Source organism: Vibrio superstes (genome assembly GCF_003569005.1).
GTDB classification, from domain to species: Bacteria; Pseudomonadota; Gammaproteobacteria; order Enterobacterales; family Vibrionaceae; genus Vibrio; species Vibrio superstes.
The window spans coordinates 1,075,712-1,094,425 of record NZ_BCUR01000004.1; the positions used below are offsets into that span (position 1 = coordinate 1,075,712).

Sequence of the window (18,714 nt, forward strand, 5' to 3'; positions counted from 1 at the left end):
GAAGAAATGAATCAGAAAGTATTAGTGTTCGGTACGGGGTTTGCGGGCCAAGGGCATGCCAAGGCATTTAGAGATGCGGGCGCAGAGGTTGTCGGTATTGTTGGGCGCACTGAGCATGTTGTGACTCAGGTAGCCAAGGATCTGGATATTCCCTACTCAGGAACAAACTGGGCGCTGGCATTAGAGATGTGCAAGCCGGATATTGTTTCTATTGCGACGCCAGGCGGAGCACACGTAGAGGCGATCAAAGAAGCCATTTCGTTTGGTTGTCATATTCTCTGCGACAAACCGCTTACTGAAAGTGGTGACACAGCACTAGAAATCTATCGCCTAGCAAAAGAGAAAGGCGTTAAGACAGCATTTGCATCAAGCTTTCGCTACATGCCAGAGATCATGCATGCCAAGCAACTGGTGGCCGCAGGGGCGATTGGTGAGCCCACAGAAGTTGAGTGTATTTCTCACTTTAATCTAGATAGAAACATCCCATTTGGTTGGTCACATCGTATTGAGGCAGGTGGCGGTCGCTTGAACAACAACTTCACGCACTTGTTGTCGATTGTGACCTCTGTGGTGGGTGACAAACTCCTGTCCATTAGCGGTGAGGTGCGTAACGATATGCCAAAAGCGCCAGTGGTTGATGGCGTGCATAACTTTACTGAGCGTCGAAATTTTATCCCTAAAGACATCAATGACCCGAATTTAGAGTGGCGTGATTGTGATGTAGAGTGGTCTTACACAGTCCTAGCTCAAATAGAGAGCCGTATTCCAGCGGCTAACCCCGTATCTGTTTTGTTTAAGCATGGTGGGTTAACCCCACGCTTTAACGAAGACCATATCGTGTTCCATGGCAGTCAGGGCTCTATCTATATTAAGGGGCACTATGGAGATGGACCTCTGCACTTGTGGAAAGAAGGACAGTGGCAAGAAGTTGCGTTGCCTCGCGAAATCACCGATCAGCTGCCAGCGATAGAGTGTGAAACACAGCGCAGTTGGACCCATCTTGCTACGCAGTTAGTGAAGGATGTCAGTGGCATTGAGGTGGAACCTTACCAGACGTTTGAAGATGGCTGTAGATATCAGCTGATCATCGACCTGATCCGTAAGAACGATCGCTGGGTGGATGTGACCGATCTACTGTAATTGTTTGTTATTGATAACGCAGAGCAGGCTATTGCTCTGCGTTTTTTCATTCCAAGTTACGCCAGATCGCACCATTCCTATACTGAAATTCCTTCATAACCCATATGAATCATTCGATGTTGTTTCCTGTCGCCACCTAAGCGATATTTTAGACGTCCAGACATCTTAATAGGAGCGGCATCATGACAACAACACACATTCTTGGTTACCCACGAGTTGGCGAAAAACGCGAGCTTAAATTTGCACTAGAACAATATTGGAATGGAGAATCCGATGTTAAAGCATTGCAAGGCGTCGCCTCGGAAATTCGCAAAAACAACTGGGCACTTCAGCAAGACAATCAACTGTCATTTGCTACTGCGGGTGATTTTGCATGGTACGACCATGTATTGGGTACCAGCCTGTTGCTAGGGCATGTGCCAAAGCGTCATAAAAATGGCTTTCCAGATCTTGATACCCTATTTCGCATTGGCCGAGGACAATCTCAAGCAAGCTGTGGCTGTTCTGGGGAAGCCGCGTCAGACATGACCAAATGGTTCAACACTAACTATCACTATATTGTTCCAGAGTTCTCAGCTGACGATAAGTTTGAGCTAAGCTGGACTCAGTTATTTGATGAGATCAATGAGGCGCAAAAGCAGGGTCATAAGGTTAAACCCGTTTTATTGGGGCCGCTTAGCTACCTTTACCTAGGCAAGGAGGTCGAAGAGGGGTTCGATCGCCTAACGCTTCTGCCAAGACTGCTCGCGGCCTATCAAGGGATCTTCGCCAAGCTAGAAAAACTGAATGTTGAATGGGTTCAAATAGATGAGCCAATCCTATCTCTAGAGCTGGATGCAAAATGGCTTAGCAGCTTTAAGCTGGCATACCAAGTAATAAGAAGTGACGTCAAAGTGCTTCTGACCACCTATTTTGATTCAGTGGTAGACGCGCTGCCGACGATTACTGAGCTTGCCATTGACGGCCTGCATGTGGATTTGGCCAGCGCACCTGAGCAACTGTCAGAGGTTGTTGAAGCTCTTCCTGAAAATTGGGTGCTATCGGCGGGGGCAATAAACGGTCGCAACGTATGGCGAGCCAATCTTGTAGAAAAACGAGAAAGCCTAACAGCAGCAAAAGAAAAGTTAGGTGAGCGCTTGTGGATTGGTACCTCTTGTTCACTACTGCACAGCCCTGTTGATCTAGAGTTAGAAACGGGATTGTCCGCAGAAACTCAATCATGGTTTGCATTTGCTAAGCAAAAAGTAGCAGAAGTGAACTGGCTTGCTAAGGCGTTAGATGGCGACAAGCAAGCTATCGAATATTGCGAGCAATACAGCCAGCCTATCATCAAGCGACAGCAATCAACCTCGGTAAACAAGGCAAGTGTTCAAAAGAGACTGGCTAATCTAACCCCGGCAGATGCCAAGCGCAGTGCCAACTATGCTGAGCGCTCTCATCACCAAAAAGAAGTGATTAAGCTGCCATTGTTGCCAACGACCACCATTGGTTCTTTTCCACAGACAAGTGAAGTGAGAAAAACCAGAGCCGCCTTTAAGCGAGGTGAACTGACACAAGGGCAATACCGCGAAATCATTCAAGGCTTTATCCAAGATACAGTAGAGCGTCAGCAGGCCATTGGTTTGGACGTACTGGTGCATGGTGAAGCCGAGCGCAACGACATGGTTGAATACTTTGCTGAAAATCTCGCAGGCTTTCAAACTACGCAATTTGGCTGGGTACAAAGCTACGGCTCTCGCTGCGTGAAACCTGCCATTGTGGTAGCGGATATTGAGAGAGAACAAGCGATCACCGTCGATTGGACTCAATACGCGCAATCCCTTACAGACAAACCGATGAAGGGCATGCTAACAGGGCCTGTAACCATTCTTTGTTGGACCTTTCCTCGTGAGGATATTTCTCGAGAGGCGATCACTAATCAGCTGGCTTTTGCACTGCAAGATGAGGTTGCTGATCTGCAATCTGCAGGTATCAATATTATTCAGATTGATGAGCCTGCAATACGCGAAGGTTTGCCACTAAAGAGTAGGGATCATCAAGAGTATCTCAATTGGGCAGTGAACGCGTTTAAGGTGTCTGCAGCAAGCGCCAAACCTGAAACTCAGATACATACCCATATGTGCTACAGCGAATTTAATGAGATCATTGACTCGGTCGCAGCCCTAGATGCAGATGTGATTACCATAGAAACCTCACGCTCAAACATGGAACTTCTGAACGCCTTTGAAGAGTTCAATTACCCGAATGAGATTGGTCCGGGTGTTTATGATATTCACTCACCTAACGTTCCAAGCGTTGAATGGATAGAGCAGTTAATTGAAAAGGCAGCAACACGGATTCCTGTCGAGCGCTTATGGGTAAACCCAGATTGCGGTCTCAAGACACGCAACTGGCAAGAGACAGAGCAATCCCTTAAGAACTTGGTTGAAGCAACTCACCGCCTAAGGGCGAAACTGGCATAGGCAATCTTGGTAAATGTTGTAAACCTAGGGTTAGCTTCGGCTAACCCTTTTGTTGTTACACATCAATTCCTCCTACCAGTCACATTATTTGTATGACAAATAGCCAAGGGGCTTATTTCCATAGTAGTATTGTGGAATTGAATAACCTTGCGTAATGCGCGGTTATTCCTATTCAAATAATAAAATTCCCGCACGACGGGGTGAGTGATTAGGAGTTGGCTATGGTTCAGATTGTCATTGATGGAAAGTATCGAGTAGTAGAGCAGGGCATGACTCTGCTTGAGGCTGCCAATGTGTGTGGTGTGAAGATACCCTCACTGTGTGGTGCTAACAAAAGTGGCGAGAAGGTGCCGTGCGATTTATGTGTGGTAGAGGTTGAAAGTGGCGGAGTGCAGCGCTCTTGTGAGCTTGAGGTGTTCAATGGGCTGAACGTTGTCACTCAATCTGATCATCTGAGTGAACATCGTCGTCAAGCCCTGAACCGCATCATGACCGACCACTATGCCGACTGCGAAGCGCCGTGTAAAACGGCTTGCCCTGCGGGTGTTGATATCCAATCTTACCTGTATCACATCGCACGAAATGATCATCAAAAAGCCATCGAGGTGATCAAGCGTACCTTGCCAATGCCTCTCTCTATTGGGCGCGTTTGTCCTGCATTTTGTGAAACTGAGTGCCGCCGTGGTTTGGTGGATGACTCTATTGCGATCCGCCAATTGAAGCGTCATGCGGCTGACGCAGATCTAGAGGCTCAAGAAGCCTATATTCCGCCAAAGAAAGACGATAAGAACAAGCGTATTGCCGTTGTGGGCAGTGGGCCTGGCGGTTTGACGGCAGGATATTATCTATCCAATGAAGGCTATGATGTTACGGTATTTGAGTCTATGCCTCATGCGGGTGGCTGGCTGCGTTACGGTATCCCTGAGTATCGACTGCCTAAAGCTATCCTAGACAAAGAAATTGAATTGATGTGCCGTAATGGCATGTCGGTAGAGTGCGGCAAGAAGCTTGGTGAAGACTTTACTCTTTCCTCATTGAGCGAGGAATACGATGCGGTCTGCCTTGCGGTGGGCGCATCTAAAGCGGTTGAGATGCACTATGCAGGCAGTGAGCTGGCTGGCTGTTACCTAGGTGTCGACTACCTAAAAGACTATGTTACCGAGCAAAACTACACCACCGGCAAAAAGGTTGCCGTCATTGGTGGCGGTAACACGGCTATTGATTGTGCCAGAACCGCTGTACGTGATGGTGCTGACACGACCTTGATCTATCGCCGTACTCGAGCTGAAATGCCCGCGGAAGACTACGAGATAGAAGAAGCAGAACACGAAGGGGTGAAGTTTCACTTCCTCACCAACCCAGCAGAAAACATTGCGGATGAAGAGGGTCGAGTGACTGCTATCCGCCTTGAAAAAATGGAGTTGGGCCCAGCCGATGCTTCGGGCCGTCGCAGTCCAAAGGCGACAGGCGAGTTCTTTACTGAAGAATTTGATACGGTAATTGCGGCGGTTTCACAAAAGCCAGATTTAAGCTTTATGGACGATGAGCAACTAGAGATTCCACTCACTCGCTGGAACACCGCTGATGTGAATCCAGCGACCATGCATACGGGGACAGGAAACATCTTCAGCATTGGCGACTTTCGCCGTGGCCCTGCCACAGCGGTAGAGGCTGTGGCCGATGGCCGCATTGTTGCAAAGGCCATAGACCGCTTCTTTGAAGGGGACATGGATAGCATTCCTGCGGTGCCATTTAATTCTCGTAAAGGCAAAACCGTTAAACAGGTTGATCCTCTTCACTTCCAAAACATTCAGAAAGTCGCTCGCAGCATTATGCCTGAGCTGACTAGCGCTCAGCGCGAACAGAGTTTCTCTGAGGTAGAGCTGGGCTTTGATAATGCTGAGGCGATGGCGGAAGCTGCTCGCTGTCTGGAGTGCGGCTGTCAGGCAAACACTGACTGTGACCTTCGTGACTACTCCACTGAATATGGAGCAGAGCAGTCCTATAAAGGCATCGCAGAGATTAAGTCTGATGCTGACTGGCAAGCAGTGCGCAGTAGTGATACTCGCAGTAAATTCTGTGTTGATAATAGCTCTGAGTTTATCGTGTTTGATGCCAACCGCTGTATTAGTTGTGGGCAGTGTGTGCAGGCGTGTCGGGAACAGTCTGTGCATGGCGTGCTTAGCTTTATGACCAATCAAGATGGTCGCCCAGCGGCGCGCCCTGAGTGCCGTCCAAACTTCGGCCCAAATCAAACCCTGATGGGAGACTCTGCCTGCGTTCAATGTGGCGCTTGTATTCAGGTGTGCCCAACGGGCGCAATGATGGATGGTCGTGACCGAGCGCAAGGTCGTATTGAAAATCTTAAGGTAGTGGATACCATCTGTACCTATTGCGGCGTAGGCTGTAAGGTCAGTATGCATGTGGATGAAGAGGCTAATGCCATTCGTTATGTTAAGGGTGGCGACTCACCCGTCAACGAAGGCATGCTTTGTGTGAAAGGCCGCTTTGGATTTGACTTTGTTGGCAGTGATGCACGCTTAACCACGCCACTGATTCGCAAGGATGGTTGGTTGCAGCCTGCATCATGGGAAGAGGCCATTGAACTGGTTGCGAGTAAGTTTGGCTCTATTAAGCAGACCTTTGGTGGCAATGCGTTAGCGGGTTTCTCTTCGGCAAAAACCACCAACGAAGACAACTATGCCTTCCAGAAATTAATCCGTCGCGAGTTTGGCACTAACAACGTCGATCACTGTGCTCGCCTATGCCATGCCTCAACAGTAACAGGCCTAGAGGCCTCGTTGGGTAGTGGCGCAATGACCAATGACATCCCAAGCATTAAGCACTCCGATGTTATCTTTGTTATTGGTTCAGATACGACAGCTGCGCACCCAATCATTGCCTCGCACATTAAGCAGGCGATTAGACACAATGGAGCCCGCTTGATTGTCGCAGACCCTAAACGCATTGGGCTCGCTGACCATGCCGAGCTTTATTTAGCGCAAAGACCGGGCACTGATGTGATGCTTCTTAATGGGGTGATGCAACAGATCATCAAGAACGGTTGGTACGATATGGATTATATCGAAGACCGCGTTGATGGCTTTGATACTCTGTTGCAAGAGGTGATGTCTCCAAACTATGCCCTAGACAAAGTGGAGTTGGTGACCGGCATCAAGGCTGAAGATGTTTACGCTATGGCTCGCACCATTGGTACAGCAAAACGCACCGCTGTTTATTACGCTATGGGCATTACCCAGCACACCACAGGACATGAAAACGTACGCTCTATTGCTAACCTGCAGTTACTATGTGGCAACATTGGCATAGAGGGTGGCGGTATTAACCCGTTGCGCGGGCAGTCCAATGTTCAGGGTGCTTGTGATATGGGGGCTCTACCCAACAATTATCCAGGCTATCAGAAGGTGTATAACCCGCTGGTACACCAAAAGTTCGCTATTGAGTGGAATGCACCGAACCTGCCTACCGAAACAGGCTTGACCCTCACGGAGATCATTGATGCGGCGTGTAAGCGTGAGGTTCGTGGCTTGTATGTTATGGGTGAAAATCCAGTACTGAGCGATCCAGATCAAGCGCATGTACTTGAAGGGTTAGAGGCACTGGATTTCTTAGTGGTACAAGATATCTTCCTCACTGAGACCGCAGAATATGCTGATGTAGTATTGCCTTCGTGCTCGTTTGCTGAGAAATCGGGTCACTTTACCAACACCGAGCGTCGCGTTCAGCGCTTGAATCCCGTGGTGAATCCACCGGGAGAAGCGCTTGAAGACTGGGTGATTATTCAGGATATCGCCAATGCTATGGGTGGCGCTTGGGATTACAAACAGGTAAGTGATATCACCTATGAGATTACTCGCGTCACGCCGCAATATGCGGGGCTAGGTTGGGATGCTATTCCTGCTGTGGGTAAGCACTGGCCAAGTAACAAGAATAACCCTCAGGGCACGCGTATCATGCATAAGGAGCAGTTTACGCGTGGCAGAGGGCAAATGGAGGCGATTCCATTTAGGTATGCCGCTGAGCTTCCTGATGAGGAGTATCCTCTTATCCTAACCACGGGTCGTATTCTAGAGCAATTCCACACCGGAACCATGACCCGTAAGACGAAGGGACTGGATAACCTAGCGGGCCCAAGAGCGATGATCAGCGTGGCAGATGCAGAAGAGATGGGGATTGGCAACGGTGAGATGCTGAGTGTTTCTACCCGACGTGGCACCATTGATATTGCAGCCTTTGTGACCAAGCGTATTCAAAAGGGCGTGGTGTTTATTCCGTTCCATTTTGCAGAGTCGCCGGTAAACCGCTTAACCAATACGGCTAAAGACCCACACTCAAAGATCCCAGAGTTTAAAGTGGCTGCGGTTAAAGTGGTTAAGAAGTGTGAAGAAGCGGTAAGCTAAGTATTGGAGCAGTAAAACAAAAGCCAGAACGCTATAAATAGACGTTCTGGCTTTTTTGTCGCTTTAAGCTCATACGTTAATCGCGTCGCTTTTGCCTATGAGCATGGTTTGTATGATCAGTTAAGAACTGTATACCCACGACCCAGCATACAATTTCGCATGATGTCGTGCTCTGCGATTTCGTGTTGTTCTTCGTTGTATTTTTTCTCTGCACCATGGGACAAGGCACCCCCTATGATGCCAATACCTGCACCAACCTTCGCTCCCTTAGATCCACTCCCTCCAGAGATAGCACCACCAGCTGCTCCTAGTGCGGCGCCCTTGGCAGTGGAACCGACTAGATCATGGCCGAGAGAATCGGTTTGTTTTTGCTCTGCTTGCTCGCTGTAGGTTTGGCACTCGTAGAGATCTGCGTGGTATTTTTCTTGTTCGACCCCTTTGGTATCGACGATGATGTTTGCGTAAGTCGCTAGTGGCAGGATAGTGAGGAGCGTCGCCACTGTTGTTATTCGTTTCACGTTACTGTCTCGATTAAAGATTATGCGAGTAGGGTAAGCGCTGACCGGAACTTAACTAAATCGTCGTTGATGGACTTAATCATGCAAATTTAAGATTTTAGGTGCTATTTTTCAGTGATCATTTAGACACGTTGATGAGTATCTAAATGGACAGGGACATAATTAGATAAGGAAAAATGGATGGAATACGCCTGCGTGCGACTGATTCTTGGTGATCAATTGAATATCCAGCACCCCTGGTATGAACAAGTTAACGACGATATTTTGTATGTGATTGCCGAGCATCATCAAGAGGCGACGTATGTGAATCACCATATTCAAAAGGTCTGTGCCTTCTTTTCCGCTATGTCGCTCTTTGCTAAAACATTGAGAGATAAAGGCCATCATGTGTTGCACCTGACTCTGGATGATACTCAGGTGTTCTCAACATTTAGTGAGCTACTTACCCATCACGTTAACGAGGTGCAGGCGGCACGTTTTGAATTTCAAAGACCAGATGAATACCGGCTCCTTACACAGCTACTCGCACTAAAGTTTCCCAGTTGCGTTAACAAAATGGTGGAAAGCGAGCACTTCCTATTGCCGTTTGATGACATTGCTCAGCAATTTCCCGAAGGCAAGCATGTGCTAATGGAGCACTTCTATCGCCGCATGCGCAAGCGCTTTGATATTTTGATGGAAGAGGGGCAACCGGTAGGGGGGCAGTGGAACTTTGATAAAGAAAATCGTAAAAAGCTGACCGCAAAAGATGTCGCTTTGGTCCCTGAGCCTTTGATGTTTGCAACCGATGTACAGGACATAGTGCAGAGATTAGAAAGACACAAGGTCGCAACAATAGGGCAGATACAAGGGGAGTTGCTGTGGCCTGTTTCTCGCGAGCAGAGCTTGCAATTGTTGGCTTATTTTTGCCGACATTGTTTACCCAATTTTGGTCGCTTTCAAGACGCAATGACTGAAAAAACAGAGCATTCATGGAGTCTCTATCATAGTCGCCTTTCTTTTTCCCTCAATAGTAAATCGCTCTCACCTTCTGAGGTGATCAGTGCATCAATCGACGCGTTTTTACGTTCTGAGGGAGAGATAGATATCGCTCAGGTAGAGGGCTTTGTGCGCCAGATACTAGGGTGGCGTGAGTATATTCGCGGAGTGTACTGGGGCAATATGCCTAGCTATTCTAACAAGAATGCTTTGAGTGCAAACAACACTCTTCCAGATTATTTTTGGACTGGGAAAACCCAGATGTCTTGCCTACGAGGCAGTATCTCGCAATCTCTCGACTACGCATACGCACACCATATTCAGCGCTTGATGGTGACAGGGAACTTTTGCCTGATCACCGAGATAGACCCAGACCAAGTAGATCAGTGGTACTTGGGGATATACGTCGATGCCATTGAGTGGGTAGAAATGCCGAATACACGAGGAATGGCGCTATTTGCCGATGGTGGGGTAGTGGCGACCAAACCGTATGCTGCCAGTGGCGCCTACATTAATAAGATGAGCGACCACTGTAAGAGTTGCTATTATGACGTAAAGAACAAAGTGGGAGAGCGAGCTTGCCCCTTGAACAGCTTGTATTGGCGCTTCATGAATAAACACAGAGAAAAATTGTCGCAAAACCCCCGCACGCGCATGATTTTTAGCGCTTGGGAGCGGATGGATGATGAGTTAAAGCAACAAACCCTGCAGCAGGCTGAGATCTACCTTAATCAACTAGAGGACCTATAAATTTGATGAGAGCTCCTATGCCAATCTCACAGGTCTTCTCCCAACTTGAGCAGCATTATGGGCGCTTCATATGGTGGCCAGAGCCCGACCCCTATCGAATCATGGTGGGTGCTATCTTGGTGCAAAATACAAACTGGCGAAATGCGCAAAAAGCGATAGATAATCTTGGCGATGACCTAACGCCCGCAACGATTTTAGGCTTAGACATCGAGGTGTTGGCACAAAGTATCCGACCCAGTGGCTACTACAATCAAAAAGCATTGAAGATCGGGGCTCTCACTCAATGGTATCAGGGGTACAACTTTGATATTGAACGAGTAAGAGCATTAGGGCTAAACGATTTAAGAAAAGAACTGCTTGGCATCAAGGGCGTCGGTGGCGAAACCGCAGATGTGATACTGACCTATGCGGTGGGTAAGCCCTCGTTCGTGATTGATGCCTACGCCCGCCGAATTTTTCATCGGCTGGGTTATTCGGTGCCTAAAAGTTATGAAGCCTTTAGAGAACTTATGCAGCAAGCACTTCCAGCTAGTACAGAGAATTACGCGCTCTATCATGGGCTAATGGTTGAACACGGTCAGAATTTTTGCAGACCTAAGCCTGAGTGCGATAAGTGCCCTTTGAATGGAGTGTGTCAGCGAGTTGATGTAGGTGTGCCGTCTTAAGTGGGAAGCATCGCTGCTTTCTAAGATGGCACAAGAGAACCTTAAACGCGCTGTCGAATACTCGCCTTTCCTTCCTATACAACTAACATCCAGTACGTCATTGCCGAGGTCTCTTATCGGCAATCTCTTCGTAGTGAAGATCCCCGATAAGAGCACTCGGGGATGACGGGACCAGAAGCGATCGGGTATGACTCAGGGAAGAAGACAGAAGACAGTGTTATCCGAGGTGAGGCTTCGACTTGTATTCAAGGTTCAGATTATCAGCTATCTACTATCCACCAACAAATATCCAACCCGTCATTGCCGAGGTCTTTTATCGGCAATCTCTTCGTAGTGAAGATCCCCGATAAGAGCACTCGGGGATGACGAGACCAGAAGCGATCGGATATGACCGAGGACAGAAGACAGAGGACAAAAGGCAGAGGCACCTCGAGGTGAGGCTTTGACTTGTAATCAAGAGTCAGACTGTCAGCTATCCACGAGAAACTTCCAACCCGTCATTGCCAAAGTCTTTTATCGGCAATCTCTTCGTAGTGAAGATCCCCGATAAGAGCATTCGGGGATAATGAAATGGACCCACCCTTTACACGGCGTCACAATGCGCCAAGATGAAGTTGAACAAACAAGCATCTAAATAAGGGTAGGTCCACATGACAAATGTAACGGTCGGATTAGATATTGCCAAGAATGTTTTTCATGCAGTGTTCGTCACATCACGCGGAAAAATCACTCGCAAGAAGCAACTTAAGCGAGCTACGACACTTTCATTCTTTGCCAAATTGACACCTCAAGTGATTGCCATTGAAGCCTGTGGTGCCTCTAATCACTTGGCTCGGGAGCTCATCAAGCTTGGGCATAAGGTTAAACTCGTCCCTCCACAACATGTCACTTCATATCGTCGTAAAAATAAGAATGACTACAACGACGCAGAAGCGATAGCGGAAGCCGCACAACGTGACAATATGACGTTTGTACCGATAAAAACCATTGATCAACAAGACGCTCAAATGTACCTGCGTATTAGGCAACGCTTGATTAAGCAACGCACTCAACTAATGAACCAGATACGAGGATTACTGCTTGAGTATGGGCTCTGTATGAATCGAGGTATCTCAGCCTTGCGTAGGTCCGTTCCTGAGTTCTTAGAAGACTCAGGTAACGAACTGACCTGGGTCGCTAGAGAGTTGTTCAATGAACTGTACCTGGAGTTCTTGTCCTTAAACGACCGTATTGAACAGGTCGAGAGCAAGCTAAAGGCTTTTGCTAAAGAAAATTATGTCTGTCAGATAGCGCAAAGTGTCGTGGGTATCGGACCTATCACCGCGCTAGCGTTGTATGCAGCCATTGGGAAAGGGACACAGTTTAAGAGTGGTCGACACTTCTCTGCTTGGTGTGGTCTGGTTCCGAGACAGTTCTCAACTGGAGGGAAATCTCAACTGTATGGCATCACCAAGAAAGGTAACGTCGTACTCAGAGCGCTTCTGATACACGGAGCGAGGAGTGTACTCCAATATGCAGATAGGAAAGAAGACAAGGTGAGCGTCTGGGCAACTAAGCTGAAGCATGAGAAAAGCTTTAACAAAGCCTGTGTAGCGTTAGCGAATAAGTTGGCACGCATTGTCTGGGCTGTGATTACACACAACAAACCGTACCAACTTAAAGAAGCATAACTTGATAATGCTAACGCTCTAAACAGTAGGGAATTAACCAGTTAAACAACACTCATCGTCAGTTGCGATACATTTTACATCGATGGTTAGCGGTCATCCCGCCCCAGTGAAACTCTGACACCGTCATTGGCTCATCAGAAGCCGTGGGAATGATAAAGAGCATTGGGTGCAGATTACATCAAGGCCATGAGCACGATAGAGCTCAGTAAACAGGCCGAATATATGAACGACAATGACTCAATAACCAAGAATGTAAAATGACTTGCAAACTGGGTGGGTCCATATATGACGGGAGCAGAAGCGATCGGATATGACCTAGAACAGAAGACAGAAGACAGAGGAGAAAAGGCAGAGGCACCTCGAGGTGAGGCTTTGACTTGTAATCAAGAGCCAGACTGTCAGCTATCCACGAGAAACTTCCAACCCGTCATTGCCGAAGTCTTTTATCGGCAATCTCTTCGTAGTGAAGATCCCCGATAAGAGCACTCGGGGATGACGGGATCATAAGCGAACGGATATGACCTAGGACAGAAGACAGAGGAGAAAAGGCAGGGGCACTCGAGGTAAGGCTTTGACTTGTAATAAAAAGTCAGACTGTCAGCTATCCACGAGAAATTTTCCAACCCGTCATTGCCGAAGTCTTTTATCGGCAATCTCTTCGTAGTGAAGATCCCCGATAAGAGCACTCGGGGATGACGGGAGCAGAAGCGAGCGGATATGGCTCAGGACAGAAGACAGAGGCCAAAAGACAGAGGCACTCGAGGTAAGGCTCTGACTTGTAATAAAAGTCAGACTGTCAGCTATCCACGAGAAATTTTCCAACCTGTCATTGCCGAGGTCTTTTATCGGCAATCTCTTCGTAGTGAAGATCCCCGATAAGAGCACTCGGGGATGACGGGACCAGAAGCGATCGGATATGCCTAGGACAGAAGACAGAGGAGAAAAGGCAGAGGCACTCGAGGTAAGGCTTTGACTTGTAATAAAAAGTCAGACTGTCAGCTATCCACGAGAAATTTTCCAACCCGTCATTGCGAAGTCTTTTATCGGCAATCTCTTCGTAGTGAAGATCCCCGATAAGAGCACTCGGGGATGACGGGATCATAAGCGAACGGATATGACCTAGGACAGAAAACAAAAGGCAGAGGCACTCGAGGCGAGGCTTGACTCGTGATCAAGTGTCAGTTGCCGGCTAGTAGTTAGGCGACAGGGTAGTCGTGGTAACCTAATTGTTCTGAGATTCGTTTACCTGCGTTTTGTAGCATTTTCACGTACTCAGGCTTGCGGTCAATATCAAAACGAATAGTAGGGAAAGAAACCGATACTGAGGCGATAATGTTACCAAAGCGATCATAGATAGGCGCGGCTATACAGCGTAGTCCGGGTTCTTGCTCTTCGTTGTCTTCACCAAAGTGTTGCTTAGCAACCAGTTCAACTTCACCCATCAACTGGTCTGCGTTTTCGTGGGTTTTGTCGGTATGCTTGATGAACTCTACAGGCTCTAAGATACTTAAAGCTTCCTCGTGACTTTTACCTGCCAACAACACCTTGCCTATTGCCGTGCTGTAAAGAGGATTACGTCGACCTACACGAGAATGCATACGTAGGTTGTAGCTAGAGTCTATTTTATGAAGGTAAATGATTGCGCCTTCATCCAGAGCACCAAGGTGAACTGTCTCGTTGGTTTGATTAGATATTTCACGCATCTCTTTATCAGCAATATCAATTAAATCAACGTACTCTAAGGCTTTTGCACCAAGTTCAAATAACTTAAGCGTGAGTGCGTATTTATCGGCTTCTCCTTCCTGGGAGACAAAACCAAGCATCTTCATGGTTTGCAAGAATCGATAGGTGGTTGCCTTTGACATCATTAAGCGCTGTGAAAGTTCAGATACACCAATCTCTTTTTGCTCAGCGAGAGCTTGTAAAATATTGAACACCTTAAGTACCGATGAGACGGCTTCAGGCTGTGTGGATTTTTCCATCCTAGTCCTTGTTTTTTATTACTGCATTTTTTCGCAAAGTATACAGACAAAAATCGGCTGAGTCAGTTATTTCAAAAATGCTTTTCATTATTTTGAAACCGAACAGATTTGTTGAGGATATATCCAGTACATCTAATAATAATTAGATGAAACGATGTTTTAAAATGTATAATGTGTAAATCATTAGAATTAGTAATAGTGCCGGTGAGAGGGTAGATGTCAGATCTTCATTTTTGGGGACAAGTATTAGGATTTGTGGGTTACGCCATTGGTGTTTCTACGTTTTATCAAAAAGATGATAGGCGTTTAAAGATCATGATGATGGTATTCAACATTAATCATGTGTTCCACTACCTGTTGCTGGGCTCAATGATGTCTGCACTGAGCGCTCTACTCTCCGCGATGAGAACGACGACATCAATTTTCACCTCTTCCAAGTTAGTCGCATATATCTTTATTCTCGCATCTGGTTTGCTGGGATACATCCTTGCGGAAAGTTGGGCGGACATCTGGCCAATCTTAGGAACGGCTATTGGTACCTATGCGGTATTTGTCCTCAAGGGGATTCCTATGCGTATAGGCTTCTTGTTGGGTGCATGCTGTTGGTTGGTCAACAATATCATCGTCGGCTCAATCGGTGGAACGCTATTAGAAATGACCCTGATTGGTTCTAATCTGTTTACTGTGTTTCGCCTGCACAAAGATGCACGGGTATCGAGTGTAACAGCGGAAGAAGTACAATAGAGTTCTGAGTATCATTGAGTGCAAAGCGTCATCCTGACGCAGGTTGGGATCTTAGTGTACATAGTTGTATGATCCTGTTTACTTATAAACGAGAAATTAAGTGGCGTAGGAATAGCAATGAAAGATAATAGCTTGCCTGCAATTATGCTCTTGGGGTGTTTGTTAATGAGTCCTGCTGCGTTCGCACAGCTAAACATTACCGATATTGCTCAAGGTGGAATGGAGGCATGGACAACCAAGGATATTACCACGCCAACTCGTTACAATGTCACGGACTATAAAGACCGACCTGCAATACACGCACGCAGCGATAATACAGCTTCGGGTCTTGTTCTCAACAAGCGTATCGACCTCCTTGATACCCCTTACATGAATTGGTCATGGCTGGTAAAACAGTCTCTCCCTGAGCTTCAAGAAACCACCAAGCAAGGGGATGATTTTGCCGCGCGGGTATACGTGGTCATCGATGGTGGCATGATGTTCTGGAACACCAAATCCATCAGCTATGTTTGGTCTAGTGCTCCGGCAGGCGGTGAGGTTTGGGATAACCCCTTTGCAGGGGCTAACGTAAAAATGCTCGCCACCCGAGGTAGCGAGTCAAATCCTAAGCAGTGGTACGACGAAAAACGTAATATCTATCAAGACTTAATCGACTACTTTGGCGACAAAGGAAGCGATAAAGCCAATCAGAAAAGCTATCGCTATATCGACATGGTCGCGATCATGACCGATACCGACAACAGTGGCACCCATGCCGAGTCGTATTATGGTGATATTATCTTCTCATCACGATGATTGAGCGGTCATTTGCAGTCGGCTGTTCACTTTTTTACTTAGCGCAAAAATGGCCACTAGGGTAGAGGTATAGACGAGCAACTGCATTAAGCTGGGTTTCTCTGTATAGCCAAACACCACATGCATGATTAACGCTAGCCAGTTGCTATGATGGTCAAAATACGGTGTTGTATTCCAAACCTGCGGAATGAGTGGGGGAACTAGGCCGATTGAAGATAGTTTAGAGACGGCATTCGCCACCATGCCAGCCGACAAGAAGGTCATGACCACCGCAAACACGTCAAATACCTTGCCAATATTGACGCGAATAAGGCCAAAGTACATCAGCACACCAATCACAATCGCCTCTAGAGCGCCGAGCAGACTACCTAAGATGATGGAGTGAACAGTGACGGACGACTGGCTCATGAGTCCTAGCAAGAACAGTACGACCTCACTGCCTTCTCGTACCACAGTTAAAAAGGCCACAATAGAGAGTGAGAGCAGAGGTGAAGTAGCATCGGAGACATCAATATTAGAGATTTTTTGACCTAGTTTTTTACCCTCTGATTTCATCCAAATGACAGTCCAAGCAATAAGTAGGCTAGCAAGGATAAGGATGATAGCTCCAGTTAGTTTCGCTTTAAGTAGCGAAGCTATATAGGCGTTAGACAATGCCAGGCTAGCCAGTAAAATTGATACACAAACACCAGCAATACCGCCTAAAAGTATCCATCTATTTGCCCCCTTAACCTGATTTGTTGCCGCCAGCAGTAGGGTAATGATAAGCACCATCTCAAACCCTTCTCTAGAGACGATGGCCATACTTGCAAACATAACAACTCCGTTTATAAATGAAATGAATTCTCATTATCAATAGAATTAGCGTCATGTTACAGGTGGAAAAAGTGGAACTAAGATGCCGAATTTGGGTTTACTGGTATAGAGGAAGCTCAGTCTCACTTGGGCTGGACTGATAGTGAAAAAAGTATGATTCTTTGTGCTTTTCGATAGTTGCTATCAATGGGTTATCTGTTTTGATTGAAAATAACATAAGCCGCTTCCTTAAAGGTGATTTGTGTCGCTGTTATTGAACTATTGTTAATGTATTGTGATTTGTAATGTTCAGGGCTATTACGGATAAAGAGGATGTACCATGGTAGTGACAAAAGAGAACTTCAAGAAGGAAGCCAATAAGCGAGAGCAACCAGTATCGGACATGAAAGGCAAAACGTTGCCAAGGTTTTGGGTGTTTTTTTCCTTGTTAGCGGGTTGGTGTTCCTTAGTGGTTTATTCGACGCTGTCTAGTTAGTAGCAATGTGTTAACAAAAAAAGGAGCGAAAGCTCCTTTTTTGATCTCGTGTATAACACTCATTATCTAGTTAATTATACCAATCACAATAGGTAAGTGGTCAGAAATAGCGTAGGAAAAACGCTGGATAACAAGGCAGAACGTTTTGATAAGTAGTTATTCTACAATCAAAAATTCTAACGCCGTTATCGAGTGTTTTAACAAGCTAGGATGAGCAGTTATTTACTACGATTGGCATTATCTGCCTTTCAATACCTTAGTCACTTTGTCTATCCTTCAGCCCTTATTTGACATTCACGGTGCTATTGATTCTTGAAGAACTTGGTTTTAGCCATCTAGACGTTTACACTTCACTGCAAGGTGGGTATGTTAATAGGGTAAGGATCACTAGGATGGATGATGTTAGAACTAAAACACTTACGGACAATGCAAGGACTGGCCAAATTTGGTTCTATCGCTAGCTGCGCCGAGAATTTGCATATTACTCAGTCGGCTATCTCTCACCAGCTCAAGGAGCTCGAGGTAAGAATTGGTGGGCAATTGTTCTATCGCAAGACCAAACCGATACGTTTTACCTCCCAAGGGCAGGTTATTATTGAGCTCGCGAATCTAGTTTTGCCACAGATCTTGGCCACCGAAAAACAGCTAAGCCAGCCACAAGAAAATCCCCGCTTTACCTTAGCCATTGATTGTCACTCTTGCTTTCAGTGGCTGCTACCAACAATTAAGCGCTTCCAAAACCAATACGCAGCACTGGATGTAGACCTTGAGTCGGGTTTTCATCAGCACCCTCAAGAACGCCTGCTTGCGGGTGAGATAGATCTCATGATTACCTCTGATATCGAAACGCGCGGAGATATCCATTTTCTTCCATTGTTCGGCTATGAACTGCAACTGGTGATGAGCAGCGATCATCCTTTGAATGATAAACCTTTCATTGAACCCACTGACCTTGCCTCAGAAGTATTGCTCACTTACCCAGTAGATAAGCGCCGTATGGACGTTTATAACCTATTTCTTAAGCCACAGCAGTGTGAACCTCTTAAATGGAAGAAGGTAGACAATACATCAACGCTATTACAGATGGTTTCAGGTGGCTTTGGGGTTGCTGCTTTGCCTGATTGGGCTGTGCGCACGTTTGAAAACCAAGACCTTATCTCTACAAAGCCCTTGGGTGGCGGAATACGACGCCACTTATATGCCGGTGTACGCGTTGCAGACAGCAAGCTGGAGCATATACAGGCATTTACCGAATTAACACAGACACATCACGCCAAATAGAGCTCATCGGACGTGTT

Annotated in this window: 14 protein-coding genes; 11 read left to right on the top strand and 3 right to left on the bottom strand. The window is 46.8% G+C overall.

Annotated elements, in window-relative coordinates; genetic code table 11:
* Window positions 1–6 precede the first annotated feature (6 nt).
* From D5I41_RS12910 to fdhF, 3 genes are all read left to right on the top strand, one after another.
* Window positions 7–1,140: a Gfo/Idh/MocA family protein gene (locus tag D5I41_RS12910; RefSeq protein WP_119010130.1), complete on the top strand. Its 1,134-nt coding sequence runs from the start codon at window positions 7–9 to the stop codon at window positions 1,138–1,140.
* 179 nt (window positions 1,141–1,319) lie between these two features.
* Window positions 1,320–3,602, top strand: coding sequence for a 5-methyltetrahydropteroyltriglutamate--homocysteine S-methyltransferase (metE, locus tag D5I41_RS12915; protein ID WP_186811132.1), 2,283 nt, complete (start codon window positions 1,320–1,322; stop codon window positions 3,600–3,602).
* A gap of 221 nt (window positions 3,603–3,823) precedes the next feature.
* A complete protein-coding gene (fdhF, locus tag D5I41_RS12920) occupies window positions 3,824–8,023 on the top strand; it encodes a formate dehydrogenase subunit alpha (RefSeq protein WP_119010132.1) in 4,200 nt (1,399 codons plus the stop codon).
* 116 nt (window positions 8,024–8,139) lie between these two features.
* Here the strand turns inward: fdhF and D5I41_RS12925 are convergent, their stop codons facing one another.
* Window positions 8,140–8,541, bottom strand: coding sequence for a glycine zipper family protein (locus D5I41_RS12925; RefSeq protein WP_235868914.1), 402 nt, complete (start codon window positions 8,539–8,541; stop codon window positions 8,140–8,142).
* Between the two features lie 180 nt (window positions 8,542–8,721).
* Here D5I41_RS12925 and D5I41_RS12930 point away from each other — a divergent pair, with 180 nt between their 5' ends.
* The 4 genes from D5I41_RS12930 (at window position 8,722) to D5I41_RS12950 (ending at window position 13,084) form a co-directional block, all read left to right on the top strand.
* Entirely contained in the window at window positions 8,722–10,269 is a 1,548-nt protein-coding gene (locus D5I41_RS12930; protein ID WP_119010133.1) for a cryptochrome/photolyase family protein, read from the top strand.
* Between the two features lie 17 nt (window positions 10,270–10,286).
* Window positions 10,287–10,934 carry an endonuclease III domain-containing protein gene (locus D5I41_RS12935; RefSeq protein ID WP_119010134.1) on the top strand — a complete coding sequence of 216 codons (648 nt, stop codon included), beginning with the start codon at window positions 10,287–10,289 and terminating at the stop codon, window positions 10,932–10,934.
* 650 nt (window positions 10,935–11,584) lie between these two features.
* The gene (locus tag D5I41_RS12945; protein WP_119009901.1) at window positions 11,585–12,604 is read left to right on the top strand and encodes an IS110 family RNA-guided transposase; all 1,020 of its coding nucleotides are present in this window, start codon (window positions 11,585–11,587) and stop codon (window positions 12,602–12,604) included.
* Between the two features lie 285 nt (window positions 12,605–12,889).
* Entirely contained in the window at window positions 12,890–13,084 is a 195-nt protein-coding gene (locus D5I41_RS12950) for a hypothetical protein (RefSeq protein WP_119010136.1), read from the top strand.
* Window positions 13,085–13,800: 716 nt separating this feature from the next.
* On the opposite strand, the gene kdgR is transcribed toward D5I41_RS12950, so the two are convergent.
* Window positions 13,801–14,586, bottom strand: a complete 786-nt coding sequence (kdgR, locus tag D5I41_RS12955) for a DNA-binding transcriptional regulator KdgR (RefSeq protein WP_119010137.1) — start codon at window positions 14,584–14,586, stop codon at window positions 13,801–13,803.
* Between the two features lie 216 nt (window positions 14,587–14,802).
* Here kdgR and D5I41_RS12960 point away from each other — a divergent pair, with 216 nt between their 5' ends.
* Together D5I41_RS12960 and D5I41_RS12965 are read left to right on the top strand one after the other, a co-directional pair.
* The gene (locus D5I41_RS12960; protein ID WP_119010138.1) at window positions 14,803–15,330 is read left to right on the top strand and encodes a YgjV family protein; all 528 of its coding nucleotides are present in this window, start codon (window positions 14,803–14,805) and stop codon (window positions 15,328–15,330) included.
* Between the two features lie 117 nt (window positions 15,331–15,447).
* A complete protein-coding gene (locus D5I41_RS12965) occupies window positions 15,448–16,125 on the top strand; it encodes a DUF3047 domain-containing protein (RefSeq protein WP_119010139.1) in 678 nt (225 codons plus the stop codon).
* Here D5I41_RS12965 and D5I41_RS12970 read toward each other — a convergent pair.
* Entirely contained in the window at window positions 16,117–16,941 is an 825-nt protein-coding gene (locus D5I41_RS12970; RefSeq protein WP_119010140.1) for an FTR1 family iron permease, read from the bottom strand. The genes D5I41_RS12965 and D5I41_RS12970 overlap by 9 nt on opposite strands.
* 319 nt (window positions 16,942–17,260) lie before the next feature.
* Between D5I41_RS12970 and D5I41_RS21235 the strand changes: the two genes are divergently transcribed.
* Together D5I41_RS21235 and D5I41_RS12975 are read left to right on the top strand one after the other, a co-directional pair.
* Window positions 17,261–17,416 (top strand): hypothetical protein, encoded by a 156-nt coding sequence (locus tag D5I41_RS21235; protein ID WP_162892836.1) that lies wholly within the window; start codon window positions 17,261–17,263, stop codon window positions 17,414–17,416.
* 399 nt (window positions 17,417–17,815) lie between these two features.
* Window positions 17,816–18,697 carry a LysR substrate-binding domain-containing protein gene (locus D5I41_RS12975; protein WP_119010141.1) on the top strand — a complete coding sequence of 294 codons (882 nt, stop codon included), beginning with the start codon at window positions 17,816–17,818 and terminating at the stop codon, window positions 18,695–18,697.
* Window positions 18,698–18,714 lie beyond the last annotated feature (17 nt).